The following is a 24,494-nucleotide window of genomic DNA, read 5'->3' on the forward strand; positions in this document are numbered from 1 at the left end:
GGTCGCAGGAGCGACCTTCGATGAGGTAGGCGTTAACATGCGCCTGCACCCTTTGGCCACCCACGATTTCTCTCCGATGCCTCCATCGCCTGCTTTGCCCGAAACACCACCAGAATCCGCGCCTTCCTTGTCTGCCCTGATGGTCCAGGCCTCGGTGCAAGAAAAACTCACCCCCGCACAACAGCGCTTTAACGACTTGCTGGCCCAAATCGAGCGGCTTTCGGGGCAGATAGAGCGCCTGGAAGCCTGGTCAGACAAGCACCGTTATGCGCACATTCAGGCCCTGCGCGAGTCGGTGCAGTTGTCGCAGTCACACCGCAAAAGCCTATTGCTTTTCGTACATGAACGCCTGCAAACAGCAGATTTCTCCGATCGGCAGCAGCGCATGGCCCGAGGGCTTGTGCGGGGTTTGATGGCGCATTTGGCCGCCACCCACGACCCACAGGTTCAGGCCCTGGGTGACATGTATGTGTGCGAAGAAGACGAGCAAGAAGCCGCCGAGGAGCAGGCCGAAGCAGCACAGGCGCTGCGTGAGCGCATCGAAGAAGCGCTGGGCCAGCCGCTCAACAAACCCAACCAATACCAGACGCCTGAAGAGATGATGGCAGCGGGCATGCGCCAGTGGCAACAACAACAAGAGGCCAATGAGGCTAAAAAGAACGCCAAGCGCGCGGCCCGAAAAGCGGGAAAACAGGCGCAAAAGAAAAGTGCTGCCGCAGAAAAAGGCGAAGTGCCCGCTGCGCTGATACGCGAGCTGGACGCCAAGAGCGCCATCCGCACCATCTTTCGGCAACTGGCCAGCGCCTTGCACCCGGACCGTGAACCGGATGAACAAGAACGCCTGCGCAAAACCGGCTTGATGAGCGAGGTTAACGCCGCTTATGAAAAAAACGACCTGACCACGCTGCTGCGTTTGCAAATGCAGGTGTCGCAGGGCAACCCCAAAAACACCGCAGGCACGACACACATGGCCGACGACAAGTTGATCGCCATGTCTTTGTTGCTCAAGGAGCAGGTGGTTGCTTTGGAAGAAGACCTGGACCAGTTGGAAAGCCGCCTGAGCCGCGAGCTGTGTGTGCCGGTTCGCGCGGATGCCGATGAAGCCGCCCTCAGCCAGTCACTGCAGCGCATCCAGGCCGATCAGCGGCACAGCGCCGATAGCCTGGCGGCCGATTTACGCCGCATTCAGAACGACGCTGAACTCAAGCGCTGGCTCAAAGAGCAGTGGCAGCTGGCTAAAGCCACTTCTGCATGAAGCTGGCTTGTCCCGCTGCCGGGTCAAGCGCATAGGGCTCAAAACCAAAGCCCAAGTAGCTTTTGAGGGCGCGGCCATTGCCCGTCAGCACTTCCAAGGTCAGTTTGCAGCAGCCGCGCTCTTTGGCGTGTTGCTCGGCTGCCGCCAGCAAGGCCTGACCCACCCCTGCGCCCCGGTGTCCCGGCAGCACTGCGATGTCATGGATGTTCATCAGGGGCTGCGCTTTGAAGGTCGAATACCCCTCGATGCAGTTGACCAGTCCAACAGGCGCATTACCCAGCCAGGCGATGAAGCTGGCCGCATCGGTGCGTGCGGCCAGGTCATCGCACAAGCGCGCTTTCACATCCTGCGCCAGCGCTTCGCCCCCGCCCATCGGGTCTTGGGCGTAGGCGTCCAGCAGCATCACCAGTGCAGAGCGGTGGACTGGGTTTTGGTAGTCAACGGGCAGGATGTGAAGCGTCATGGTCAGGCGGTGGCAGGGGTCAAGAAGGAGCGCACATTGTCCTGCATCCCGGCCATCACATGGCCCGCCAATTGGTGTGCCGTGATGGCTGAGAGCGTCCAGCCGAGGTGGCCGTGGCCGGTGTTGTAGAACACATTGGCCTTCTTGCCCGCACCCACGCGCGGCAGCATGGTGGGCATCATGGGGCGCAGACCCGCCCAAGGGACGACCTTGCGGGTATCGATGTCAGGGAAGCACTGGTTGACCCACTTAATCAAGGGCTGGATGCGGTCAGCGCGGATGTCCAGGTTGATGCCGTTGAATTCGGCTGTGCCCGCGACGCGGAAGCGGTCATCGCCCAAGCGGCTGGTGACGAGCTTGGTCTCGTCGTCGAGCAGGCTGACCTGCGGCGCGGCAGCCTGGCTCGCACCATCGGGCAGGTTCACGGTGATCGAATAGCCCTTGACGGGGTAGATGTTCAGGCGGTCACCCAGCTGCGCGGCCAAGCGGCGGCCATGCACGCCGGCGCATATCACGATGCCGTCAAAGCTCAGCGTCTCGGTCTGGCCCGCGTGCTGAACTTGCACGGTGGCGGTTTGGCCGTTCGATGCGACATTCAGAACCTGATGCTCGGTCAGGATCTTCACGCCCAGGCGCTCGCAGGCTTTGGCCAGGCCAACGGTGAACTTGTGGATGTCGCCGGTGGAGTCGCTCTCAGTGAAGTAGCCGCCGTAGTACTGGCCTTGCAGCGTCGGCTCAATGGCCTTCATCTCGTCGGGCGTCACGGCGCGGCGTGGCAGGCCACCCTGGGCCAGCAGCTTGGATACTTCGCCCGCGTGGTCAAAGCCTTTTTTGTCGCGGTAAATGTGCAGAATGCCTTCGCGCTTATGGTCAAAGTCAATGCCCTCGGCCTTGGCCCAAGCAAAGTGGTGCTCGCGCGATTCGATGGCCAGCCGGGCGGTGGCGATGGTGTTGTGTTTGTACCGGGGAATAGCCGCCACAAACTCGGCCATCCAGCTGAGCTTGTGCCAGGTGGGGGCGGGGTTCATGAGCAGCGGCGCATCGCTCTTGAGCATCCACTTGAGGCCCTTGATGATGGTGGACGGGTGTGTCCAAACCTCGGCGTTCGAGGCCGACAATTGACCGCCGTTGGCATACGACGTTTCCATGCCGGGGTAGCGGTTTTTCTCGATCAGGGTGACCTGGATGCCTTGTTGGGCCAAGGCGTAGGCGGAGGTGACGCCGGTGATGCCGCCGCCAATGATGACCATGTGCTTTTTCATGAAGCTTCTCTCTTTGATGCGTCTCAAACAGTGGGACACGCAGCGCACCGAATGTGCGCGGCATGACCCCCTCTGTTTGAAACCTGAGAGATTCACCTCGTGTGAGGCTTGCTCCTGCGGTGGACCCGGGTGACTAACCCGGGGCGCTCTTCAGAGTTTTTGACACGGATGTGTCGACCTGCATCGGTCCTTTGGCCTGAGAGTTTCCGGGGTGGTTGCTCCTTCGGCGCTGTCTGCTGTGGCGGACAGTCTCTCCCGATGCGGGTATTTGATTTTGAAGTGTGGGTCTTCCTTTGCGCGTGGATCAGGCGTAGTCGCTGACCGGAATGCAGCTGCAAAACAGGTTGCGGTCGCCGTACACGTTGTCAACCCGGCCCACCTGCGGCCAGTACTTCACGCTGCCCGGCACGCGCTGGGCTTGCGCGGCACCGACTTCTCGGCTGTAGGGGCGGTTCCATTCGCCGCCCAGCAGGCTGTCTGCGGTGTGCGGCGCGTGCTTCAGGGGGTTATTGTCTTGCGGCCAGCTGCCGTTTTCCACCAGGCGAATTTCTTCGCGGATGGCGATCATCGCGTCGATGAAGCGGTCCAGCTCTTGCAGGGTTTCGCTCTCGGTGGGCTCGACCATCAAGGTGTTGACCACCGGAAAACTCAGTGTGGGCGCGTGGAAGCCATAGTCCATCAATCGCTTGGCCACGTCTTCGGCCATCACGCCGCTGGTCTCCTTGAGGCCTCGCAAATCCAGAATGCATTCGTGGGCCACGCGACCGTTCTCGCTCGCGTACAGCGTGGGGTAGTGAGGTGCCAGGCGTTTGCTGATGTAGTTGGCCGCCAAAATCGCCGCCTCGGTCGCGTGCTTCAGGCCCTCGGCACCCATCATGCGGCAGTACATCCAGCTGATGGGCAGCACGGCGGCATTGCCCAGCGGTGCTGCGCTGACCGCGCCCACGCCGTTGACCGGCACACCGCCTGTGGCGTGGCCAGGCAGATAAGGCACCAAGTCTTCCACCACGCATACGGGACCCACACCGGGGCCGCCACCACCGTGCGGGATGCAGAAGGTTTTGTGCAGGTTCAGGTGGCTCACGTCGCCACCAAATTCACCAGGGGCGGCCACGCCCACCAGGGCATTCATGTTGGCACCGTCTACGTACACGCGCCCGCCGTGCTGGTGAACCAGCTCGCAAAGCTGCTTGACCTGTGTCTCGAACACGCCGTGTGTGCTGGGGTAGGTGATCATCACGGCGGCCAGATTCGCGCTGTGCTGCTCGCACTTGGCTTGCAGGTCGACCATGTCCACGTTACCGTTTTCATCGCATTTGGTGACGACGACTTGCATGCCGACCATTTGGGCGCTGGCGGGGTTGGTGCCGTGCGCGCTGGAGGGGATCAGGCAGATGTTGCGGTGGCCTTGGCCTTGGGCGCGGTGGTAGGCCTGAATGACCAAGAGACCGGCGTATTCGCCTTGCGATCCGGCATTGGGCTGCAGGCTGATGCCTTTGTAACCCGTGGCTTGGCACAGCCAGTCGCGCAGTTGCTGGTCCAGCAGTTGGTAGCCCGCCAGTTGGTCGGCCGGGGCAAAGGGGTGGACGCCCGCAAACTCGGGCCAGGTAATCGGAATCATCTCGCTGGTGGCGTTGAGCTTCATGGTGCAGCTGCCCAGCGGGATCATGCTGCGGTCCAGCGCCAGGTCCTTGTCCGACAGCTGGCGGATGTAGCGCAGCATGCCTGTCTCACTGTGATAACGGTTGAAGACGGGGTGCGTGAGGAAGTCGCTGGTGCGGCGCAGCGATTCGGGGATCAGGGGCTCAATCCCTTTTTCGAACGACTCGAAACTGGGCAATGCTTGATCTTGGGTTGCCGATTCGCTGGCGAACACTTGCCACAAGGCGAGGATGTCCTCGCGGGTGGTGGTCTCGTCCAGAGAGATGGATACGCTCTTGTCGCATGCCTTGCGCAGGTTGATGCCGGCGTGCAGGGCGCGTTCGATGAGCGAGGCCGACGACTCGCCAATGGCGATCCACACGGTGTCAAACGCGGTTTCTTTGCGCAACTTGTAGCCCAGGCTCTGCAGGCCTTGCGCGAAGATCGCGGTATAGCTCGCCACGCGGCGCGCAATGCGCTTCAAGCCCTCGGGGCCGTGGTAGACGGCGTACATGCTGGCCACCACGGCGGGGAGCACCTGCGCGGTGCAGATGTTGCTGGTGGCTTTTTCGCGGCGGATGTGTTGCTCGCGGGTTTGCAGGGCCAAGCGGTAGGCGGGTTTGCCGTGCACGTCCACGCTCACACCCACCAGTCGGCCTGGCAAGGAGCGCTTGTATTCGTCGCGGCAGGCTATGTAGGCGGCGTGCGGGCCACCCGCGCCCATGGGCATGCCAAAACGCTGCGTGGTGCCCACCACGATGTCGGCGCCCATTTCGCCTGGGGCCTTGAGCAGGGTGAGGGCCAGCAGGTCAGCGGCCACGATGAAGGCGGCCGATTGCGCATGGCTTTGCGCGGCATAGCTGCTGAGGTCTTCCACCAGTCCGGTGCTGCAGGGGTACTGCACCAGGGATGCGAAGTGCTCGGCGTTCAGCGCAGCGGTGAAGGCGTCGGCACTCTGCGGCACCAGCACCTCAATGCCCAACGGTTGGGCGCGCGTCTGGATCACCTCGATGGTTTGCGGGTGGCAGGCGCGCGAGACCACGAAGACTTTGCTTTTGCTCTTGACCGTGCGCATCGCCAAGGTCATAGCCTCGGCAGCGGCCGTGGCCTCGTCCAGCATGGAGGCGTTGGCGATGTCCATGGCGGTGAGGTCTGTCACCATGGTCTGGAAGTTCACCAGCGCTTCCATGCGGCCTTGTGAAATTTCGGCTTGGTAGGGCGTGTAAGCGGTGTACCAAGCGGGGTTTTCCAGGATGTTGCGCAGGATCACACCGGGTGTGTGTGTGCCGTAATAGCCTTGGCCGATGTGGCTTTTGAGCAAGCGGTTCTTTTGCGCCAGGGCTTTGAGTTCTGCCAACGCAGCCGCTTCGGTGATGGGCGCAGGCAAGACCATGTCCTGGGCGCGGGCGATGCTGCGCGGCACGATGGATTCGATCAAGGACCGACGTGATGCCTCACCGATCACGCCCAGCATGTGCTGTTCGTCGGCACCGCTGATGCCAATGTGGCGGGCGATGAATTCGGATGGGTTTTCGAGTTCGCCCAAGGGCTTGAGGGTGGACATCAGCATGTGTGGCTCCGTTCAATCGTTCAAGCTGCAGAAAACGCTTTGTAAGCGGTCTCATCCAGCAAGGCCTCAGTCTGCGCCGGGTTGGACAGCTTGACCTTGAAGAACCAGCCCTTGCCCAGCGGGTCGGTGTTGGCCAGCGATGGGTCGCCGCGCAGTTCTTCGTTGACTTCGGTGATCTCGCCATCCACGGGCATGTAAACGTCGGCCGCAGCCTTGACCGACTCGACCACGCCAGCGACTTCTTTGGCGGCAAAAGACTTGCCCACTTCGGGCAGGTCCACAAACACCACATCACCCAGCGCATCCTGCGCGTGGTGGGTGATGCCCACGACAGCGGTGTCGCCGTCAATTTGTAACCATTCGTGGTCTTCGGTGTACTTGATCATGAGGGGCTCCTTGTGTATGTTTGGAAATTAAATCGGGGTCAGATCCCAATTGTTTGGCAGGCATGAATGGGTGAATTTAATTGGGATCTGACCCCGATTAATTTCAACCGCGGTGATAGCGGTTGGGCACGAAGGGAAGGGCGCTGATTTGCATGGGTACGGCTTTGCCGCGCACCATGGCGTTCAGGCGTGTGCCCGACGCCGCATATTCTGCCTGCACATAGGCCAGCGCCACGGGCTGGTCGGCGGTGGGGGCCAGCAGGCCGCTGGTGACTTCGCCCACTTTTTCGCCGGCGTCGTTTTGCAACTCGACATGCTCGCGCACCGGCACACGTTCCAGGCCCAACAGGCCCACGCGCAATCGCTGGGCCGGGGATGTTCCGTCGAGCTGTGAAAGGATCTTGTCGGCACCCGGAAAGCCGCCTGCGCGGGCACCGCCTGTGCGTCGCACTTTTTGCATGGCCCAGTTCAGGCCCGCTTCGACCGGGGTGGTGGTGGCGTCGATGTCGTTGCCGTAAAGGCACAGCCCAGCTTCGAGGCGCAGCGAGTTGCGGGCACCCAGGCCAATCGGCTTGACTTCGGGCTGGGCCAGCAGGCGGCGGGCAAAGGTTTCGGCGGCATGGGCGGGCAGAGAAATTTCGAAACCGTCTTCGCCGGTGTAGCCGCTGCGCGTCACGTACAGGTCTGCGCCGTCCACCTCAAAAGCTGCGCCGGTCATGAACACCAGTTTTTCCACACCGGGCAACAGGCGTTGCAAAGCGGTCACCGCTTGCGGGCCTTGCAGGGCCAACAAGGCGCGGTCAAATTGCGGCGTGATGGTGCAGCGGTTGCCAATGCGCTCTTGGATGTGGGCCAAATCGCCGTGCTTGCAGGCACCGTTGACGATCACAAAAATATCGCCGCCATTCATGACATCACGGTTCACAAACATCAGGTCGTCGATGATGCCGCCCTCGTCATTGAGCAGCAGGCCGTAGCGTTGTTTGTTCACGCCCAGGCCGATCACGTCCACTGGCATCAGGCTCTCGAAGGCGGCTGCGGCATCTGGCCCGCTCAGGCTCAACTGGCCCATGTGCGACACATCGAACAAGCCCGCAGCGTTGCGGGTGTGGTGGTGCTCAGCAACGAGGCCAGCCTGGTATTGCACGGGCATGCTGTAACCGGCAAAAGGCACCATGCGGGCACCCAGCTCGGAGTGCAGCGCGTTCAAAGGGGTGGTGAGCAAGTCGGCAGCAGCGGTCACAAAAAACTCCAAGGGCAATAAAAAGCCACAGCACTTGCTGTGGCGCTTGCCCTCGCTGTCCGCTTTACCTGAGAGATTCGCCGGGAACGGTCAGCCCAAAAGCCGATTGTTCTGCGGGTTGCTCCTTCGGTGGATGCCGTGGATCGATGTCCCGGCACCTCTCTCCAGTGAGGTAACGCCTTGATGAAAAGCGTTTTGTCAGTCCTTTTGCCTGAGCGTTCAACAGTGTTGCCACCGCCTGCGCCTTCGGCGGCCTGACTTGTTTCACGACGGAAGCCAAGTCAGGCGCTCTCCTGACTGGGATTGATTCTAGCTTTATTTGGTGAACACAATATCCCGCAAAGTCAGAGAAATTTCGGGCACGTAGCTGATCAGCATCAGACAGGCCAAGATCACCCCAATAAAAGGGATCAGGTCTTTGATGACTCGGTCCAGCGATATTCTGGCCACAGTACACGCCGCAAACAGGTTGACACCAAAAGGCGGCGTCACCATGCCCAGCGCCAAATTGACCACCATGACCATACCCAGATGCACGGGGTCAATTCCAAAATGAACAGCCACCGGAACTAAGATCGGAGCCAGCACGAGGATAGCTGCGCCTGTTTCGATGAACATGCCGATGATGAACAAGGCAGCGTTGATGCCCAGTAAAAAATAAAAGGGTGACTGCAAAACTTGCTGCAACCATGTACCAATGGCCTCAGGAGCGCCTGCACGCGTCAACAAAAATGCGAACAAGCCCGCGTTGGCAATGATGAACATGATGACCGCGCTCGAAATCACGGATTTGCGCAAGATGTTGTAGAGGTCCTTGATCCCGATTTCGCGGTAAACCACGGTGCCCACAATGAGGGAATAAAACACCGCTACAGCTGCTGCTTCGGTGGGCGTAAACACCCCTCCATAAATGCCGCCCAACACAATCACCGGCATGAGCAGAGCCCAACCGGCTTGCCATGTGGCCTTGCCAAAACTCAGGCGACCGTCACCGTCATTTTTGCCCCAGCCTTTGTATTTTGAATAAAGCCAGACAAACAACATCAATGCACCGCCAATGAGCAGACCAGGACCAACACCCGCGACGAACAGTTCGCCAATCGAGACTTCGGCACTCACGCCAAACAAAATCATGGGAATGGACGGGGGAATGATCACGCCCAGTTCGGCAGAGGTGGCTTGCAAAGCGGTGGCCCAGGGCTTGGGATAGCCGTGTTTGATCAAGGCCGGAATCAGGATCGCACCCACCGCAAAAGTGGTGGCTACCGAAGACCCCGAAACTGCCGCAAAAATCATGCAGGTCAAAACGCAAGTCATTGGCAGGCCACCCTGTACACCGCCAACGATGCTCTTGGCGAATTCCACCAGACGGCGAGAGATACCGCCGGTCTCCATGAGGTTGCCGGCCAAGATAAAAAACGGAATGGCCGCCAAGGGGAATTTGTTGATGGAGTTGAACATTTCCTTTACGGAAATAAGCATATGGGCATCGGCCACCTGAATGCCAACAATGGACGCCAGACCGATGGAGACGGCCACAGAAACAGTCAGTGTAAAACACAGCAGCATCGTGAAAAGCATGGCGAAACTCATAGTGCGGTCTCCAATTCCATGCGCTGGGGGTCCAACCAAAATCCGATGATGCCGATGATGCTGAAGGCTGCGCCGACCGGCAAAGCCAAATAAGCCCAGAACATGGAGACACCCTCAAGGCCGATCATGGACTGAACGCCGCCGCGTTTGGCATAGTCCCATCCCCACCACAAAATGATGCAGCACAAGGTCAGGGCCGCAATGGCCACCACGCTGTCGAGAAAGCGTCGCATGCGATCACCGCTTAGGCGGTAGAGCATGTCCACGCTCACCATGGCCCCTTGCCGAAAAGCTGTGGGGATGCCCAAAAACACCATCCAAATCAGACAAAAGCGGATCAAAACCTCGGTCCATTCAGCGGGTGACTCAATGATGAATCGCGTGAAAATTTGATGGATGCCGAAGGCAGAAGCCAAAGCCATCATGACGCAGGCAACCATCATCGACAGGGACGTCGTCCAGTGCTCGAAGCGCAAAAAGAAATGTTTCATCGGCCTATCGCGTTGCGTTCAATAAAAAACGCCCGCCAGCAGGCGCTGGTCGGGCATTACAAAAAGGCTCAGATCACTTGTAATTGCGAATGCGGTCCAAGTTGGCCTTGCCGAATCTCTTTTCAAACTCTGCGTTCACAGGTGCCATCGTGGCTATGAATTTGGCCTTGTCTACATTTTCAATGACGGTCATGCCACGTTTGCGCAATTCAGCCACACCGCCTGCGTCGTCCTTGTCAACTCGAGCTCGGTTGGCTTTGGCGCCTTCTTTGGCGGCATCCAAAAATATCTGCTGGTCGGCTTTGCTGAGTTTGTCAAAAACCGCTTTGTTCATGAGATAAACAGAGGGCGAGTAAACATGCCCAGTGAGTGTGATGTGCTTTTGCACCTGATCGAAATTGGCAGCCAGAATCACTGAAAGTGGATTTTCTTGACCATCGATCGTGCCGGTCTGCAAGGCGGTGAATACTTCCGGAAACGCCATGGGTGTGGTCACGATGCCCAGACCTTTGTAGGCCGCCACGTGCACAGGATTTTCCATGGTGCGCATTTTGAGACCCTTCAGGTCATCTGGACTGTTGACCGGTCGCTTGCTGTTGGTCATGTGGCGAACGCCGTTTTCAGTCCAAGCCAAAGCCTTAAAACCTTTGGATTCAAATTTGGCCAGCAACTCTTGTCCGATAGGGCCATCGAGCACAGCTCGGGCATGGGCTTTATCGCGGAACAAAAACGGGACATCCAGGATGGCTGTTTCGGGCACAAAGTTGGGCACGGGGCCGGTGGAGTTGTGGCCCAGCTCTTGGGTCCCCAGTTGGACCGCTTCCATGACCTCGCGCTCACCGCCCAATGAACCAGAGAAAAAGTTCTTGATGACGATTCGACCATTTGTGCGCTTTTCAACCTCTCTGGCCAAAGTGACAACCGCTTCACCCGCGTGTGAGTTTTCAGCGACGGAAATGGCGTTGCGCATCACAATTTGCGCTGTGGCCGTGGTCATGAGACCAACAGCCAGACTAAGACCTAACATCAATTTACTCAATTTCATGGATTGACTCCTCAAAGATTGGATGAAGACAAAATGGGAATAACTATTCTGCTTAGGAATTATGGAGTTGATGTGAAGGGACGCCATTCGGGTTTTCGAGGGGTTTTCCCAGTAGTTTTGTCAAAGTCAGCGTTTTTATTCAAAGACGACAAACGGGTCACTGAATCACTTGACAAGAGTCAGGGTCCGGGTTCAATGGGGTTTGATTGTTCGTTGGGCAATGCCCCATTTCCCTTTCGAAAGGTGCAGCTATGAATGACTTTGATTCGGGTATTTTTCGTGTCGGCATCACGCGTGATGTCCTGACAAGCAATGGGCAGCCCATATTTGGGCAAGCGGTTTTTGACTTCCTCAATCATCCCGGATTGGTTTGGGAATACATGGAAGAATCGCCAGTCATCCGCCCGGAACATGCCGCCCGATATGACGCGATATGCGCCATGCTGACACGTTTCACACCTGAAAGCTTGGGGCCAGAAAAACCCCGGTTGAAAGTGATTGCACGTTTTGGTGTGGGTTACGACACCATCGATGTCCCTACTTGCCAGAAAGCAGGAATTCTTCTGACCATTGCGCCCGATGGCGTTCGTCGCCCAGTGGCGGTCTCAGCCATCACTTTCATGCTCATGCTGGCGCACAAAGTGGGTATCAAGGACCGTTTGACGCGCGCGGGCCGCTGGGCAGAGAAATCCGATCACATTGGCACAGGATTGACAGGCCGTAGTCTGGGTTCATTGGGGGTGGGGAATATCGGAGCAGAGATGTTTCGTCTGGCCAAGCCTTTCGACATGACATTCATTGCTCACGATCCTTACGCAGATCCCCAACAAATGGCAGCGCTGGGTGTGGAGTTGGTGGATTTGGACACCTTGTTTCGCAACTCGGATTTTTTGACAGTGAATTGCCCTTTGAATGAATCGACTCGTGGTTTGGTCAATGCGAACAAGTTGTCCTTGATGAAAAAAACGGCTTACCTCATCAATACAGCCCGGGGTCCTATCGTGGACGAGTCAGCGCTCTATCAGGCATTGGTGGAGCAAAAAATTGCTGGGGCAGGTTTGGATGTTTTCGAGGTAGAGCCCACACCCGCAGACAACCCCTTGCTGCAGTTGGACAATGTGGTGGTGACGCCCCATGGTGTTTGCTTTACCGATGAATGCATGCAGGGCTTGGCCGAAAGTGCTTTCAAGGCCGTTGTTGATGTGATGCAGGGTAAAAAACCGGCACATGTTGTGAGCGCCTGATCTGCAGCCCCCTCAACTTTTAAAGGATCCACATGACAACTGACATGCCACTGAAGCCAACCATCATGTCTGGCCAGACTGTCGCCGGTGCCATGGTTTTTGAATTTTTTACACCGGGCATCACGCAGATACTGGTCAATTCAGGTGCCCGCTTTGCAATCTACGACATGGAGCACACGGGTTTGGGTTTTGAAACCCTGAAATGGTTGTTTGCCACTTGCCGAGGTTTACCACTAGAGCCCATGGTGCGAGTACCCACCGGTGAGTACACCTGGATAGCACGTGCCTTGGACATTGGTGCGCGCGGGGTGATGGTCCCGATGGTGGAAGACCGGGCCCAGGCCGAGCGTCTGGCCCAGGCTTGTCGTTATCCTGGGCTGGGTCGCAGGGGCGCAGCGTTTGGATTCGCGCAATGCGATTACCAAGGGGGAGATGTGGTCGAAAAAATGCGCCAATACCATGATCGAACTTTGCTGATTGCACAGATCGAAACAGAAAAGGGCTTGCAAAATGTCGAAGATATCGCTGCTGTCGATGGGGTAGAAGTTTTATGGGTGGGGCACTTTGATTTGTCCAATTTCATGGGCATACCTGGCCAGTTTGACCATCCAAAGTTCAGCGAAGCCATGAACCATGTGGCCCAGGTAGCAAGAAAACATGGCAAGGTCGCAGGGTTCATGGCCACCGATGCAACCTGGATTGAACGGGCCAAAGCGATGGGTTACACCATGCTTGCCGCAGGAACGGACACAGCCTTGTTGCAGCAGGCCTTCTGTCAGTTGATTCAGGGCATCCAGTCCACTTCGGCGGATTGAAGCGGTCCTCTTTCACATGCCGGTGTAGTTGGGCCCACCGCCGCCTTCAGGCGTGACCCAGACGATGTTTTGCGTTGGGTCCTTGATGTCGCAGGTTTTGCAGTGCACGCAGTTTTGCGCGTTGATCTGCAGGCGGTCAGAGTTGTCTTCGTTTTTCACATACTCGTAAACACCGGCTGGGCAGTAGCGGCTCTCGGGCCCGCCAAATTTGGCCAAGTTGATGCCCACGGGCACCGAGGCGTCTTTGAGCGTCAGGTGGGCCGGTTGGTTTTCTTCGTGGTTGGTGTTGCTGATGAACACGCTGCTCAAACGGTCAAAGGTCAGCTTGCCATCGGGCTTGGGGTAGTCAATTTTTGGGCAGTCAGCCGCAGGCTTCAAATACGTGTGGTCCGCCTTGTCGCGGCGCAACGTCCAAGGAATGTGGCCGCGCAGCACGAATTGCTCGAAGCCATTCATGAGTGTGGCCACCGTCAGGCCCTGCTTGAACCAAGTCTTGAAGTTGCGTGATTTGTTCAGCTCGGTGAATAGCCAGCTCTTCTCGAAAGCTTCTGGGTAAGCGCTCAGCTCGTCGTGCTGGCGGCCTGCCTGCAACGCGTCGTAAGCGGCTTCGGCGGCCAGCATGCCGGTCTTGATGGCGGCGTGGCTGCCCTTGATGCGGCTGACGTTCAGATAACCGGCATCACAACCCACCAACGCGCCACCCGGGAACACCGTCTTGGGCAGGCTCATCAGGCCGCCTGCGGTGATGGCGCGGGCACCGTAGCCGATGCGTTTGGCGTTCACTTCGCCTTGGTCGTTGGTGAAGTACCACTTGATGTTGTTGTGGGTTTTCCAGCGCTGGAACTCTTCAAACGGGCTGAGCCAAGGGTTGGCGTAGTCCAGGCCCACCACGTAACCGATGGCGATTTTGTTGTCTTCCATGTGGTACATGAACGCGCCGCCATAGGTGTCGTTGTTCATGGGCCAGCCGGCGGTGTGCATCACAAAACCGGGCGTGTGGCGTGAGGGGTCAATTTCCCAGACTTCCTTGATGCCGATGCCGTAGGTCTGCGGGTCGCGACCTGCGTCGAGTTTGTATTTGGCGATCAGCAGCTTGCCCAAGTGACCGCGTGCGCCTTCAGCGAACACGGTGTACTTGGCGTGCAGTTCCATGCCGAGCTGGAAGTTCTCAGTCGGTTCGCCGTCTTTGCCGATGCCCATATTGCCGGTGGCCACGCCTTTGACAGAGCCGTCTTCGTTGTAGAGCACTTCAGCGGCGGTGAAACCAGGGAAGATTTCTACGCCCAGGTTTTCGGCCTGCTGCCCCAGCCAGCGGGTGAAATTGGAGAGGCTGATGATGTAGTTGCCGTGGTTCTGTGCGCACTCGGGCAAGAAGATGCCGGGTGTGCGGGTGGCGCCGGTCTCAGACAAAAAGCTCCAGGCGTCGTCGGTCACGGGTTGGTTGAGCGGGGCACCCAGCTCTTTCCAGTTGGGAAACAGTTCGGTCAGGGCCTTGGGGTCCATGATCGCGCCGCTCAGGATGTGGGCACCGGGTTCGCCGCCTTTTTCAAGGACCACCACCGACACGTCCGTGCCTTTTTCAGCGGCCAGTTGCTTGAGGCGGATGGCGGTGGACAGGCCTGCGGGGCCGCCGCCGACCACAACCACGTCGTACTCCATGGATTCGCGGGGGCCGTAGGTGCTCAGGATTTCTTCGGGGCTCATGAAAGTCTCTGTTCAAAGTTGGGGTTGGGGATGCCACGCACCGGGGTGTCGGGCTTGTGACTCATTTTATGCGGCAGAGCGTGGCTTCCCCCGCACAATGGTGTCATGGGTGGGTTGCTGCTGAAACGATGGTCTTTTGCGAGGAATATGTCATGGCTTATGAAATTGATTTGTCGGGTCGCGTGGCCCTGGTGACGGGCGCCTCGGGCGGCTTGGGCGCGCAATTTGCCAAAACCCTGGCCGCAGCTGGCGCGGGCGTGGTGCTGGCCAGCCGCCGCATCGAAAAGCTCAAGGACCTGCGCGCCGAGATCGAGGCCGCTGGCGGCGACGCCCATGTGGTCGAGATGGACGTGACCGACCGCCACAGCATTGCAGCGGCCGTGGCGCATGCCGAGACCGAGATGGGCAGCATCGACATTTTGGTGAACAACTCGGGCGTGAGCACCACCCAGCGCATCCAGGACGTGACGGAAGACGACTACGACTTCATTATGAACACCAATGTGCGCGGTGCGTTTTTTGTAGCGCAAGAAGTGGGCAAGCGCATGCTGGCACGCGCCAAGGGCGCAGCGCCGGGCAGTTTCACGGGTGGGCGCATCATCAACATCGCCTCGATGGCGGGCCTGAAGGTTTTGCCTCAAATTGGCGTGTATTGCATGAGCAAGGCGGCCGTGATCCAGATGACCAAGGCCTTTGCGGTGGAGTGGGGCAAATTCGGCATCAACGTGAACGCGATCTGCCCCGGTTACATCGACACCGAAATCAACCACCACCACTGGCAAACCGAGCAGGGCCAAAAACTCATCAGCATGCTGCCGCGTAAACGTGTCGGCCAGCCGCAAGACCTGGATGCTTTGTTGATGCTGCTGGCCAGCGACCAGAGCCACTTCATCAATGGCGCAGTGGTGTCGGCCGACGACGGCTTTGCGGTCTGAGGGCCAAGCTATGAAGCTGGAACTCCCTGAGCGGAAAAAATTTGTCAATGAGTTGGTCATCCCTATCCGCTGGGGTGACATGGACGCCATGGGCCACGTCAACAACACGGTGTATTTCCGGTACTTGGAAAGTACCCGCATTGACTGGTTTGACAAGATTGGCTTCATGCCCAATCCGCAAGGAGAAGGACCGGTGATTGTCAATGCGTTTTGCAACTTCTACCAACAGTTTGAATACCCGGGCACTATCCTGGCCAAGATGTTTGTGAGCGATCCGGGGCGAACCACTTTTGAGAGTTGGTGCACGCTGGAGCGCACCGATCAGCCTGGCGTGGTGTTTGCAGCCGGGGGCGCGACCACCATCTGGGTGAATTTTCCCAAGCAAAAAGCGGTGAGCCTGCCCGACTGGGTGCGGGCCTTGGTCAGTGACTGAGCGTTTTTTGTTGGGCGCGCACTCTTGTGCGCAAAAGCTTCAAGCCGCTGTTGAGGCTGTGCCGCCAACCGCACGCCATTGGTCGGCGTGGCTTTGTAACCAGTCTTGCGACAACGTGGCGCTGCCCACTTGCATGGGGTGAAAGTCTTTGCGGGTGTAGGCCAAGATGGGCTTGGCCACACGCCAAACCATGCCGTGACGACCGAACAAGAACTTGCAGGCCGACCACCAGGTAGAGGGCTTGAAGAGCGTTTTATCGTGCCAGAGGTTGTTGACCGTTTGGCGGAAGACGTCGGTACTGAACTGCAAAGTCACGTACCAAAACCAACGCATGCGCCAGGTGTGGTTGCCCCCCAAGCGTTGGTAAAGGTCAAAGGCCACACATTTGTGCTCCGACTCTTCCGCCGCATGCCAGCGCCACAGGGTTTTGAGTGGGTCTTCGGCATTTGCAAACCAGTCACCCGGCTGGTCCAAGCGGTCCAAAGTCAGGTCGCCGAAGATGGAGGTGTAGTGCTCAAAAGCGGCGGTGATGGCCAGCTCGTGCAGATAACCCTTCTCGCTTTTGCTGAAAAATTCTTCGCGGCCTTTTTTCAGGCGCTGCTCGGCGCGGGGGCCCCAGTGGTTGACCAAGCCTTGCTTTTCCAGGTGCGCGTTGTACAGGGCATGCAGGTGGCGGTGGGTCGCTTCTTGGCCAACAAAGCCCTTGGCAATTTCCTTGAGTTCGGTGTTTTCGGGGGTGTCGGGCAGCTGCTTGGCCCCGGCCTTCACGGCATCAATGAAAGACTGCTCGCCCACCGGAAAGCTCATGGACAAGGCGTTGGCGTAGGCCGTCAAAAACGCATCGCCGCCGTTCCAGTGACGCGAGAAACCCTGACTCAGGTCCACGCTCAGGCGGCGCACGGTCAACTCGGTCGGGGCGGCGGGGTAGGTGGTCATGGTGGGTCTCTTGTGCAAATAGGTCAGAATCTGAACATTGTTCAGGTTTTGCAAAGAGCTTGCAACTCGCTATCTGCTCACATTTTGAAAAAGGCTTTTCATGCCCGCCGCCAAACCCGATGCAAAACATGCCACCAAGCCGCAAGCCAAGACCCAGGCTGATCTCAGCTTGCGTCGCCAGCCCTCGCAGGCGCGAGCACAGCAGACCATGCAAACCTTGTTCAAGGCCGCTGCTCAGATTTTGGACAAGGAAGGCGAGGGCGGTTTGACCACCAACAAGGTGGCTGCAGCGGCCGGTTTTTCGATTGGCACGCTGTACCAGTACTTTCCAAGCAAAGAGGTGCTGGTGCGGGCGATGGCCGCTCGTGGGCAAGAGATGGTGCTGCAAGAGCTGGGGCGTTACCTCAGCGAGCTGGAGACCCTGCCGCATGTGCGTGATCTGGACGGGCGTGAGCTGCTGGGCCAGGCCATCCGAATCCTGGTGCGGGGCTTTGCCACGGGCAAGGGCCTGAGCCAAAGTCTGATCCGCCTGTGCTGGACACTGGAAAAGCCCGATGAAACCGCCAGCGCCGTGCGTCAGGTGGCCGACCGGCTGGCGATCTTTTTTGAGCGCATCGGCCACCCCGCGCTGCAAACGCCCAGCCCGGCGCAACTGTTTGTGCTGACCCGCTCGGTCATTGGCACACTGCGCAGCGCCAGCCTGGAAAAGTCACCCCTCTTGGGCAGCCCCGCGTTTGAAGAAGCCCTGGTGCAAATGGCCTGGGCTTTGCTGGCTAGACCGCAAGCGCTTCAGGCCGCTGGTTTGGCCTTGGGCGCGCGGCCCATCAAATAGAACTCTGGGTTGGGCATCATGCCGCTGAAGCTGGCCATGCGGTTACTCAGGCCAAAGAACGCGGTGATGGCGGCGATGTCCCAGATGTCTTCGTCGTTAAAGCCGTGGGCGTGCAGGGCGGCAAAGTCGGCGTCTTCCACTTGGTCGGAGTGGTTGCAAACCTTAAGAGCAAAGTCCAGCATGGCACATTGACGGGGGCTGATGTCGGCTTTGCGGTGGTTGATGGCCACCTGGTCGGCCACCAAGGGTTTCTTTTCATAGATGCGCAAGATCGCACCGTGCGCCACCACGCAATACAGACAGTGGTTGGACGCGCTGGTGGTGGTCACGATCATCTCGCGCTCACCCTTGGTCAGGCCACTCTCGCGCCCCACCGACTCGGGCACCATCAGGGCGTCGTGGTAAGCAAAGAAAGCGCGCCACTCGGCCGGACGGCGGGCAAAGGCCAAAAACACATTGGGCACAAAACCGGCTTTTTCTTGGACTTCGAGCACCTTGGCTTTGATGTCGTCGGGCAGGTCATTGATTTCGGGGGCTTGGTAGCGTGGGGTGGGGGGTGTGCTCATGGCGTCTCCAATAGATGATGCTTTTGATTATGCTCATGGCTCTTAAAGGAGCCTGTCATGTCCAACACACCGTCACATTCACCCATCGAGCAAGCCCGCAAGGCCCGCCCAGAAGACGCCGCCTTTCAGGCGGGCTTGACCACCCGCACCCAAGTCATGGGGCCGGAGTATGTGGACCGCGCCCTGGGCGCCGCCACCGACTACACCATGCCCATGCAGGAATTCATCACGGCCAATGCATGGGGTAATGTCTGGCAGCGTCCGGGCCTCGACCTGAAAACCCGCAGCCTCATCACCGTGGCGATGCTCACGGCCCAGGGTAAACAGCACGAGCTCAAGGCCCATGTGCGCGGTGCGCTGAACAACGGCGCAACTCCCGAAGAACTCCGCGAAGTCATGCTGCACGCCACCGTGTACTGTGGTTTCCCGACGGCCATTGACGCTTTCCGCACGGTCACTGAGGTGGTGCAAGCCCAGGGCTGAAGCCAGGGTAACTCAGGCAACACGCGCGCATTGACGATGAGCGTCTTTTAACCAATTCTCGGTTGAGGAGAAACACACCTATGGAATTTTCAGAACTCATCAAGGCCCGCAAAAGCGTTCGCGGCTATCAGCAAAAACCTGTCCCTCGCGAGGTGATCGAAGACATCCTCGCGGTGGCCAAATGGTCGCCCTCGTCGATGAACACGCAGCCCTGGTATGTGCATGTGGTTACCGGTGAGCCGCTGGAGCGCATTCGCCGGGGCAATACCGACAACATGGTCAAGGGCGTGCCTCCCAAGCGGGACTTCCCGATGAAAGAGTCCTACGAGGGCATCCACCGCAAGCGCCAGGTCGACATCGCGATTCAGCTGTTTGATGTGATGGGCATTGCCCGCGACGACAAAGAGCGGCGCACCGATTGGGTCATGCGTGGTTTCCGCCAGTTCGATGCGCCCGTATCGCTGGTGCTGACCTACGACAAATACCTGGAGCCTGCGGCCATCAGCCAGTTTGATTTGGGGGCTTTGTCGCACGCCATCGTGCTGGCCGCTTGGGAGCGGGGTCTGGGCACTGTGATCAACGGGCAGGGCATCATGCAGTCGGCCGTGGTGCGCGAGCACGCGGGCATTCCGGATGATCAGAACATCATGATCTGCATCGCTCTGGGTTACCCGGACGAAGATTTTGTGGCCAACACCGTCAAGTCGGTGCGCGAAGACGAAGCCAACTTTGTGCGTTACGTCGGTTTCTGAACCTCTCACTGATCAGAGTGCCACCTTGCGAGGGCGGCCTTTTTTTTCGTCCCTTGGAGTGAACACCCCATGAACTTGAGCAAAGAAGAGTTGGCTTTTCGCGACGAAGTGCGCGCTTTTTTGGCGACCGAGCTGACCGACGAAATTCGTCTGGGCGGACACCGCACCTCGGGCATTTTTGCGGACTACGAGGTCGGCATTCCGTGGCAGCGGATTTTGGCCAAACGCGGCTGGGCGGCGCCGCACTGGCCAGTCGAGTGGGGCGGCTGTGGCTGGACCCCAAAGCAGCACGACATTTTTGCCAGCGAGATGGCGGCGGCCGATGCCCCCAAGGTCTCTCCTTTGGGCCTGGTGATGGCCGCGCCTGTGCTGGTGGCGTTTGGCACACAGGCCCAAAAAGAGCGCTGGTTACCCGACTTGCGCAACGGCGTGAGCTACTGGTGCCAAGGTTACAGCGAGCCGGGATCGGGCTCCGACCTGGCATCTTTGCAATGCCGGGCCCGCCGCGAGGGCAACGAGTGGGTGATCAATGGCTCCAAAATCTGGACCACCCACGCCCACCGCGCCACGCACATGTTTTGCCTGGTGCGCACCGACAGCAGCGGCAAGCCGCAGCAAGGCATCAGCTTCTTGATGTTCGAGCTGAACAACCCGGGCATACAGATCAGACCGATCATCAGCATCTCGGGCGATCATGAGTTCAACCAGGTCTTTTTTGACGAGGCTCGCATCCCTGCTGACGCGCTGATCGGCGAAGAAAACCAGGGCTGGACGATTGCCAAATTTTTGTTGGAACACGAGCGGGGTGGCTCCTCTGCGCCGTTCTTGCGGGGCCGTCTGGCGCGGCTGCACGAGTCCTTGCGCGAGGCGTTTGCATCCGAACACGCAGACGCCGAGCATGAAGACATCGCCTTGACCCTGGCCAACGCGCAGTGCCGCATCGACGCCTTGCACGCATGGGAACAACAGGTCCTGACTGCCCGCATCGTCGGCGGCGCGCAGCCTTGCTGGCTGCCTGCGGCCCCGTCCATGGGCAAGGTGCTGGCTACCGAGCTCAAGCAACACCTGACCGAGTTGGGCCTGAGCATTGCAGGCCCTTACGGCGCCACCAGCCTCACGGTGGAGGAGGCCAGCGCCCATGCGCTGCCTGTGCCTGAGGAGTCGGTGTTTGCCACCCGTGCGTATTTGAACGACCGCGCCGCATCGATTTATGGCGGTACCAACGAAGTCCAGCGCAACCTGATTGCCCGCCACCTTTTGGGTTCCGAGGTGGTGGAACCTGTGGTATCAACCGACGAAACGCAAGCCATGCTGCTGGCCAGTCTCCAAGGATGGTTGCAAGACAAGCTGCCCTTCGATAAACGCGCACAGATGATTGCCACACCTGAAGCGATTGCGCCGCTGTGGCAGGGCTTGAGCCGTGAGCTAGGCCTTTTGGGCGCGGCACTGCCCGAACACTTGGGTGGCATGGGCGGTGGTTTGCCCGAACAAATGCTGATCTGCCAAGCCTTGGGCGCGGCCTTGGTGGCCGAGCCTTACAGCAGCTCTGCCGTTTTAGGGGCGACCTTGCTGCAAGCGCTGGGCGACCCGGCAGCCGATACTTTGCTGCAAGGCCTGGCCGATGGCCAAGTGCGATTGGCTGTGGCGGCCCTGGAGCCTGCAGGGCGCACTGACTTGAGCCGGGTGCAGGCCCGTTTGCAAACATCGGGCGGTCAGCTGCACATCAGCGGACGCAAAGCCCTGGTGCGCGGCGCACCCGGGGCCACGCATTGGCTGGTGAGCGCACGAGACGAGACGGGCCAGCTGTGCATCTGCCTGATCGACCCCGCAGCCAGCAGCATGCAGCGGCGCGATGTTCGCCTGATCGATGGTGCCTGGGCGGCAGAGCTGGCCTTTGACCAAACGCCCGTGAAGGCTCTTCTTGGTCAGGGCGACGCAATGCCAGCGCTCATGCAAGCCTGGGACACGGCCATGCTGGCCGCAGGCGCCGAAGCGGTGGGCGTGATGCAGGCCCTGATGCGCGACACACTGAATTACACCAGCCAGCGCAAACAGTTTGGCCAGCCCTTGGCTGCCTTTCAGGCCCTGCAACACCGCATGGCCGACATGTACATGGCGCTGTTGCAGGCTGCAGCGGCAGTCGGTGCTTGTGCCGATGTGCTGGGCGAGAGCCCCGAGCGCCGCGCCGAGCGCGTGTCATCTGCACATGTAACGGTGCTGCGTGCGGCATGTTTGGTGGGGCAGGGCGCAGTGCAGTTGCACGGCGGCATGGGCATGACCGACGAGCTGGCCGTGGGCCATGGCTTCAAGCGGCTGACGGTGATCGAACAGCAGTTTGGCGGGGTGGCGCAGCACTTGCGGCGGGTGGCAGCTTCTCGTTCTGTTATTGGGTCATGAGCATGTCATCTTGGCAGAACCCATGTAGGGGGCTGAAGCCGCAGACCTGCAAAAACCACGGTCTTGCCCCTATGTCGGCAGCTTCAGCTTCGAAGTTATTGTGGGAGCCCACCCCGTGGGCGATGATTAGCAGGGCAAAGCTGATGAGGGCGTGTTCCACGCCCATCGCCCACAGGGGTGGGTTCCTACAAAAAATCGATCCCTTACCTGTTGCTCGAAACTAAAAGAGGCCGGAACAGAACATTCTCTTGCGCCCGCTCACCCCCGCATCAACTTCTGAATCAAATCCGCCGCCCCCGAGGCCACGTATTTGCGCATCAGCTTCACGCGGTAAATCTCTACCGTGCGGTGGCTGATCCCCAAAGCTTTGCCGATCTCTTTGCTGGTCAGGCCGTCCATCAGGTGCGCGGCGACCTCGCGTTCGCGGGCGGTGAGTTCGGCTTTGACGGGTTTGCGCGCGGACAGGTCTTCAAAGGTCCAGATGCCTGCTTCGTGCGGGGCGTCGCGGTTGAGAGCGCGGCCCGTCACATGGCACCAGAAAGTTTCGCCTTTGAAGCGGCCGTCGACCCTTTTCATGATGCGGTCGTCGGCATACACGCCTTTGGCGTTCAGGATGGGCGCGATACGCTGGCCAGTGCGCTCGTATTCGTCGGCGCTGGGGTAGAGCAGCTGAAAGCTTTGGCCGATCAGTTGTTCGCGGCTCACACCAAACATCTCGCACACGCGCTGGTTGCAGTCGACGATGGCGCGGTTGCGCGAGAGCACCAGGCCGATAGGGGCCAGGTCAAAGGCGAGGCGGTAATCGATGTCTGAGTTCATGAGCGGGATGGCCAGCGGCTAGGGGAAGCCCTCTACGAAAAACTACGTAGTTGAATACGTAGTATCGTAATGCCTTCATTCATCCTCTATAGGAGACCGGTGTGAACAAGATTTATCCCTCCGCAGCCGAGGCCTTGAAGGGCATCGTGGCTGACGGTCAATTGTTTGGCGTGGGCGGTTTTGGCCTGTGCGGCATTCCCGAAGCGCTGATTGCCGCGCTGCGCGACAGCGGTGTGCAGAACCTGACTGCCATTTCCAACAACGCGGGCGTGGACGATTTTGGTTTGGGCATCTTGCTGCAGACCCGCCAAATCAAGAAGATGATTTCTTCATATGTGGGCGAAAACAAAGAGTTTGAACGCCAGTACCTAGCGGGCGAGCTGGCTTTGGAGTTCACGCCCCAAGGCACGTTGGCCGAGAAGCTGCGTGCGGGCGGTGCGGGCATCCCGGCTTTCTTCACCAAGACCGGTGTGGGCACCCTGGTGGCCGAGGGCAAAGAGTTGCGCGAGTTTGACGGCGAGACCTACGTGATGGAGCGCGCCTTGGTGCCCGACGTGTCGCTGGTCAAGGCGCACCGCGCCGACAAGTCCGGCAACCTGCAGTTCCGCTACACCTCGCGCAACTTCAACCCTGCAGTGGCCATGGCGGGCAAGATCTGTGTGGTCGAGGTCGAAGAGATTGTGGAAACCGGCGAGATGCACCCCGACAGCGTGCATTTGCCGGGCATTTATGTGCACCGCATCGTGTTGAACGCGACACCGGAAAAGCGCATTGAAAAACGCACGATCACTGAAAAGGCAGGAGTCTGATATGAGCTGGAGTCAAGACCAAATGGCCGCCCGTGCGGCCCACGAACTGGAAGACGGTTTCTATGTGAACCTGGGCATCGGCATTCCGACGCTGGTGGCCAACTTTGTGCCTGCAGACAAAGAAGTCTGGCTGCAAAGCGAAAACGGCATGCTGGGCATTGGCCCTTTCCCGATCGAAGACGAAGTCGATGCCGACCTGATCAACGCGGGCAAACAGACCGTGACGACCATCAAAGGCTCGTCGATTTTTGGCAGCGATCTGTCGTTTGCCATGATCCGAGGCGGCAAGATCAACCTGTCGATCCTGGGCGCGATGCAGGTGAGCGAAAAGGGCGATCTGGCCAACTGGATGATTCCCGGCAAGATGGTCAAGGGCATGGGGGGCGCGATGGACCTGGTGGCAGGCGTCAAGCGCGTGATCATCCTGATGGAACACGTGGCCAAGAAAAAAGACGGCACCGAGGACATGAAGATCTTGCCCAGCTGCACTTTGCCTTTGACGGGCGTGGGTGTGGTCGACCGCATCATCACCGACCTGGCCGTGATGGACGTGACCGAGGCGGGCCTCAAAGTGGTCGAGTTGGCTCCGGGCGTGACGCCTGAGCTGCTGCAAAGCAAGACGGGTGTGAAGCTGATTTTCTGATCAGGGCTTCAAACCCCCAAAAGAAAGGCCCCATGAAGGGGCCTTTTTTATTGTGCGCCCAGCATGGGCGCACACCTGCGGGTGCAAGTCCCGCTGCGAGCTGGTCACAGTGAGCAAAGTGAAACGCAACTGCGTGAGGGTGACCGAACGTGGGAAGGAAGCGTGGATCGTAAATCG

At 59.1% G+C, this 24,494-nt stretch carries 23 protein-coding genes and 4 riboswitches; of the genes, 11 read left to right on the forward strand and 12 right to left on the reverse strand.

Translation table 11 applies throughout. From position 1 onward, the window contains the following. Positions 1 to 37 precede the first annotated feature (37 nt). Positions 38 to 1,255 (forward strand): hypothetical protein, encoded by a 1,218-nt coding sequence (locus B9Z49_RS17780; RefSeq protein ID WP_233254697.1) that lies wholly within the window; start codon positions 38 to 40, stop codon positions 1,253 to 1,255. On the opposite strand, the gene B9Z49_RS17785 is transcribed toward B9Z49_RS17780, so the two are convergent. The 8 genes from B9Z49_RS17785 to B9Z49_RS17825 form a co-directional block, all read right to left on the reverse strand. Continuing rightward, positions 1,236 to 1,718, reverse strand: coding sequence for a GNAT family N-acetyltransferase (locus B9Z49_RS17785; RefSeq protein ID WP_108354778.1), 483 nt, complete (start codon positions 1,716 to 1,718; stop codon positions 1,236 to 1,238). The two genes, B9Z49_RS17780 and B9Z49_RS17785, sit on opposite strands and share 20 nt — an antisense overlap. Before the next feature lie 2 nt (positions 1,719 to 1,720). After that, positions 1,721 to 2,980, reverse strand: a complete 1,260-nt coding sequence (locus tag B9Z49_RS17790) for a D-amino acid dehydrogenase (RefSeq protein ID WP_108354779.1) — start codon at positions 2,978 to 2,980, stop codon at positions 1,721 to 1,723. Positions 2,981 to 3,042: 62 nt separating this feature from the next. Beyond that, positions 3,043 to 3,144, reverse strand: a riboswitch (glycine riboswitch). Between the two features lie 10 nt (positions 3,145 to 3,154). Beyond that, a riboswitch (glycine riboswitch) is annotated at positions 3,155 to 3,248 on the reverse strand. A 36-nt stretch (positions 3,249 to 3,284) separates the two neighbouring features. Beyond that, the gene (gene gcvP, locus B9Z49_RS17800; protein ID WP_108354780.1) at positions 3,285 to 6,191 is read right to left on the reverse strand and encodes an aminomethyl-transferring glycine dehydrogenase; all 2,907 of its coding nucleotides are present in this window, start codon (positions 6,189 to 6,191) and stop codon (positions 3,285 to 3,287) included. 20 nt (positions 6,192 to 6,211) lie between these two features. After that, on the reverse strand, positions 6,212 to 6,577 hold the full coding sequence (gcvH, locus tag B9Z49_RS17805) for a glycine cleavage system protein GcvH (protein ID WP_108354781.1): 366 nt from the start codon (positions 6,575 to 6,577) through the stop codon (positions 6,212 to 6,214). Positions 6,578 to 6,680: 103 nt separating this feature from the next. After that, positions 6,681 to 7,820: a glycine cleavage system aminomethyltransferase GcvT gene (gene gcvT / locus B9Z49_RS17810; RefSeq protein ID WP_108354804.1), complete on the reverse strand. Its 1,140-nt coding sequence runs from the start codon at positions 7,818 to 7,820 to the stop codon at positions 6,681 to 6,683. Between the two features lie 45 nt (positions 7,821 to 7,865). Further along, positions 7,866 to 7,998: riboswitch (glycine riboswitch) on the reverse strand. An 11-nt stretch (positions 7,999 to 8,009) separates the two neighbouring features. Continuing rightward, a riboswitch (glycine riboswitch) is annotated at positions 8,010 to 8,126 on the reverse strand. A 9-nt stretch (positions 8,127 to 8,135) separates the two neighbouring features. Continuing rightward, a complete protein-coding gene (locus B9Z49_RS17815) occupies positions 8,136 to 9,413 on the reverse strand; it encodes a TRAP transporter large permease (RefSeq protein WP_108354782.1) in 1,278 nt (425 codons plus the stop codon). Then, positions 9,410 to 9,904 (reverse strand): TRAP transporter small permease, encoded by a 495-nt coding sequence (locus B9Z49_RS17820; RefSeq protein ID WP_108354783.1) that lies wholly within the window; start codon positions 9,902 to 9,904, stop codon positions 9,410 to 9,412. The genes B9Z49_RS17815 and B9Z49_RS17820 overlap by 4 nt, the downstream gene beginning before the upstream one ends. Before the next feature lie 73 nt (positions 9,905 to 9,977). Then, a complete protein-coding gene (locus tag B9Z49_RS17825; RefSeq protein WP_108354784.1) occupies positions 9,978 to 10,949 on the reverse strand; it encodes a TRAP transporter substrate-binding protein in 972 nt (323 codons plus the stop codon). Positions 10,950 to 11,200: 251 nt separating this feature from the next. Between B9Z49_RS17825 and B9Z49_RS17830 the strand changes: the two genes are divergently transcribed. Together B9Z49_RS17830 and B9Z49_RS17835 are read left to right on the forward strand one after the other, a co-directional pair. After that, a complete protein-coding gene (locus B9Z49_RS17830; RefSeq protein ID WP_108354785.1) occupies positions 11,201 to 12,193 on the forward strand; it encodes an NAD(P)-dependent oxidoreductase in 993 nt (330 codons plus the stop codon). A 44-nt stretch (positions 12,194 to 12,237) separates the two neighbouring features. Beyond that, entirely contained in the window at positions 12,238 to 13,008 is a 771-nt protein-coding gene (locus B9Z49_RS17835) for an HpcH/HpaI aldolase/citrate lyase family protein (protein WP_108354786.1), read from the forward strand. 12 nt (positions 13,009 to 13,020) lie between these two features. On the opposite strand, the gene B9Z49_RS17840 is transcribed toward B9Z49_RS17835, so the two are convergent. Beyond that, on the reverse strand, positions 13,021 to 14,712 hold the full coding sequence (locus tag B9Z49_RS17840; protein ID WP_108354787.1) for an electron transfer flavoprotein-ubiquinone oxidoreductase: 1,692 nt from the start codon (positions 14,710 to 14,712) through the stop codon (positions 13,021 to 13,023). 152 nt (positions 14,713 to 14,864) lie between these two features. On the opposite strand from B9Z49_RS17840, the gene B9Z49_RS17845 reads away from it, so the two are divergent. Together B9Z49_RS17845 and B9Z49_RS17850 are read left to right on the forward strand one after the other, a co-directional pair. Beyond that, positions 14,865 to 15,647 (forward strand): SDR family oxidoreductase, encoded by a 783-nt coding sequence (locus tag B9Z49_RS17845; protein WP_089961680.1) that lies wholly within the window; start codon positions 14,865 to 14,867, stop codon positions 15,645 to 15,647. A gap of 10 nt (positions 15,648 to 15,657) precedes the next feature. Further along, positions 15,658 to 16,080 carry a thioesterase family protein gene (locus B9Z49_RS17850; protein ID WP_108354788.1) on the forward strand — a complete coding sequence of 141 codons (423 nt, stop codon included), beginning with the start codon at positions 15,658 to 15,660 and terminating at the stop codon, positions 16,078 to 16,080. A gap of 39 nt (positions 16,081 to 16,119) precedes the next feature. Here B9Z49_RS17850 and B9Z49_RS17855 read toward each other — a convergent pair whose 3' ends face one another. Continuing rightward, positions 16,120 to 17,016, reverse strand: coding sequence for a metal-dependent hydrolase (locus B9Z49_RS17855; protein WP_108354805.1), 897 nt, complete (start codon positions 17,014 to 17,016; stop codon positions 16,120 to 16,122). Positions 17,017 to 17,116: 100 nt separating this feature from the next. Between B9Z49_RS17855 and B9Z49_RS17860 the strand changes: the two genes are divergently transcribed. Next, positions 17,117 to 17,848 (forward strand): TetR/AcrR family transcriptional regulator, encoded by a 732-nt coding sequence (locus B9Z49_RS17860; protein WP_233254698.1) that lies wholly within the window; start codon positions 17,117 to 17,119, stop codon positions 17,846 to 17,848. On the opposite strand, the gene B9Z49_RS17865 is transcribed toward B9Z49_RS17860, so the two are convergent. After that, a complete protein-coding gene (locus tag B9Z49_RS17865; protein WP_108354789.1) occupies positions 17,806 to 18,414 on the reverse strand; it encodes a peroxidase-related enzyme in 609 nt (202 codons plus the stop codon). The genes B9Z49_RS17860 and B9Z49_RS17865 overlap by 43 nt on opposite strands. A 57-nt stretch (positions 18,415 to 18,471) precedes the next feature. On the opposite strand from B9Z49_RS17865, the gene B9Z49_RS17870 reads away from it, so the two are divergent. The 3 genes from B9Z49_RS17870 to B9Z49_RS22290 all read left to right on the forward strand — a co-directional run bounded on the left by B9Z49_RS17870 (position 18,472) and on the right by B9Z49_RS22290 (position 22,046). Continuing rightward, positions 18,472 to 18,897, forward strand: a complete 426-nt coding sequence (locus B9Z49_RS17870; protein ID WP_108354790.1) for a carboxymuconolactone decarboxylase family protein — start codon at positions 18,472 to 18,474, stop codon at positions 18,895 to 18,897. Positions 18,898 to 18,977: 80 nt separating this feature from the next. Further along, complete coding sequence (locus B9Z49_RS17875; RefSeq protein WP_108354791.1) at positions 18,978 to 19,649, forward strand: nitroreductase; 672 nt, start codon at positions 18,978 to 18,980, stop codon at positions 19,647 to 19,649. Between the two features lie 69 nt (positions 19,650 to 19,718). Next, a complete protein-coding gene (locus tag B9Z49_RS22290) occupies positions 19,719 to 22,046 on the forward strand; it encodes an acyl-CoA dehydrogenase family protein (RefSeq protein WP_108354792.1) in 2,328 nt (775 codons plus the stop codon). A 258-nt stretch (positions 22,047 to 22,304) separates the two neighbouring features. Here the strand turns inward: B9Z49_RS22290 and B9Z49_RS17890 are convergent, their stop codons facing one another. Continuing rightward, entirely contained in the window at positions 22,305 to 22,865 is a 561-nt protein-coding gene (locus tag B9Z49_RS17890; protein WP_108354794.1) for a PAS and helix-turn-helix domain-containing protein, read from the reverse strand. Positions 22,866 to 22,966: 101 nt separating this feature from the next. Between B9Z49_RS17890 and B9Z49_RS17895 the strand changes: the two genes are divergently transcribed. Together B9Z49_RS17895 and B9Z49_RS17900 are read left to right on the forward strand one after the other, a co-directional pair. Continuing rightward, complete coding sequence (locus B9Z49_RS17895; protein ID WP_108354795.1) at positions 22,967 to 23,674, forward strand: CoA transferase subunit A; 708 nt, start codon at positions 22,967 to 22,969, stop codon at positions 23,672 to 23,674. Between the two features lies 1 nt (position 23,675). Beyond that, positions 23,676 to 24,317 (forward strand): 3-oxoacid CoA-transferase subunit B, encoded by a 642-nt coding sequence (locus B9Z49_RS17900; RefSeq protein WP_108354796.1) that lies wholly within the window; start codon positions 23,676 to 23,678, stop codon positions 24,315 to 24,317. Positions 24,318 to 24,494: the final 177 nt, after the last annotated feature.

The sequence above is a fragment of the Limnohabitans sp. 2KL-51 genome (genome assembly GCF_003063645.1).
GTDB lineage: Bacteria > Pseudomonadota > Gammaproteobacteria > Burkholderiales > Burkholderiaceae_C > Limnohabitans_A.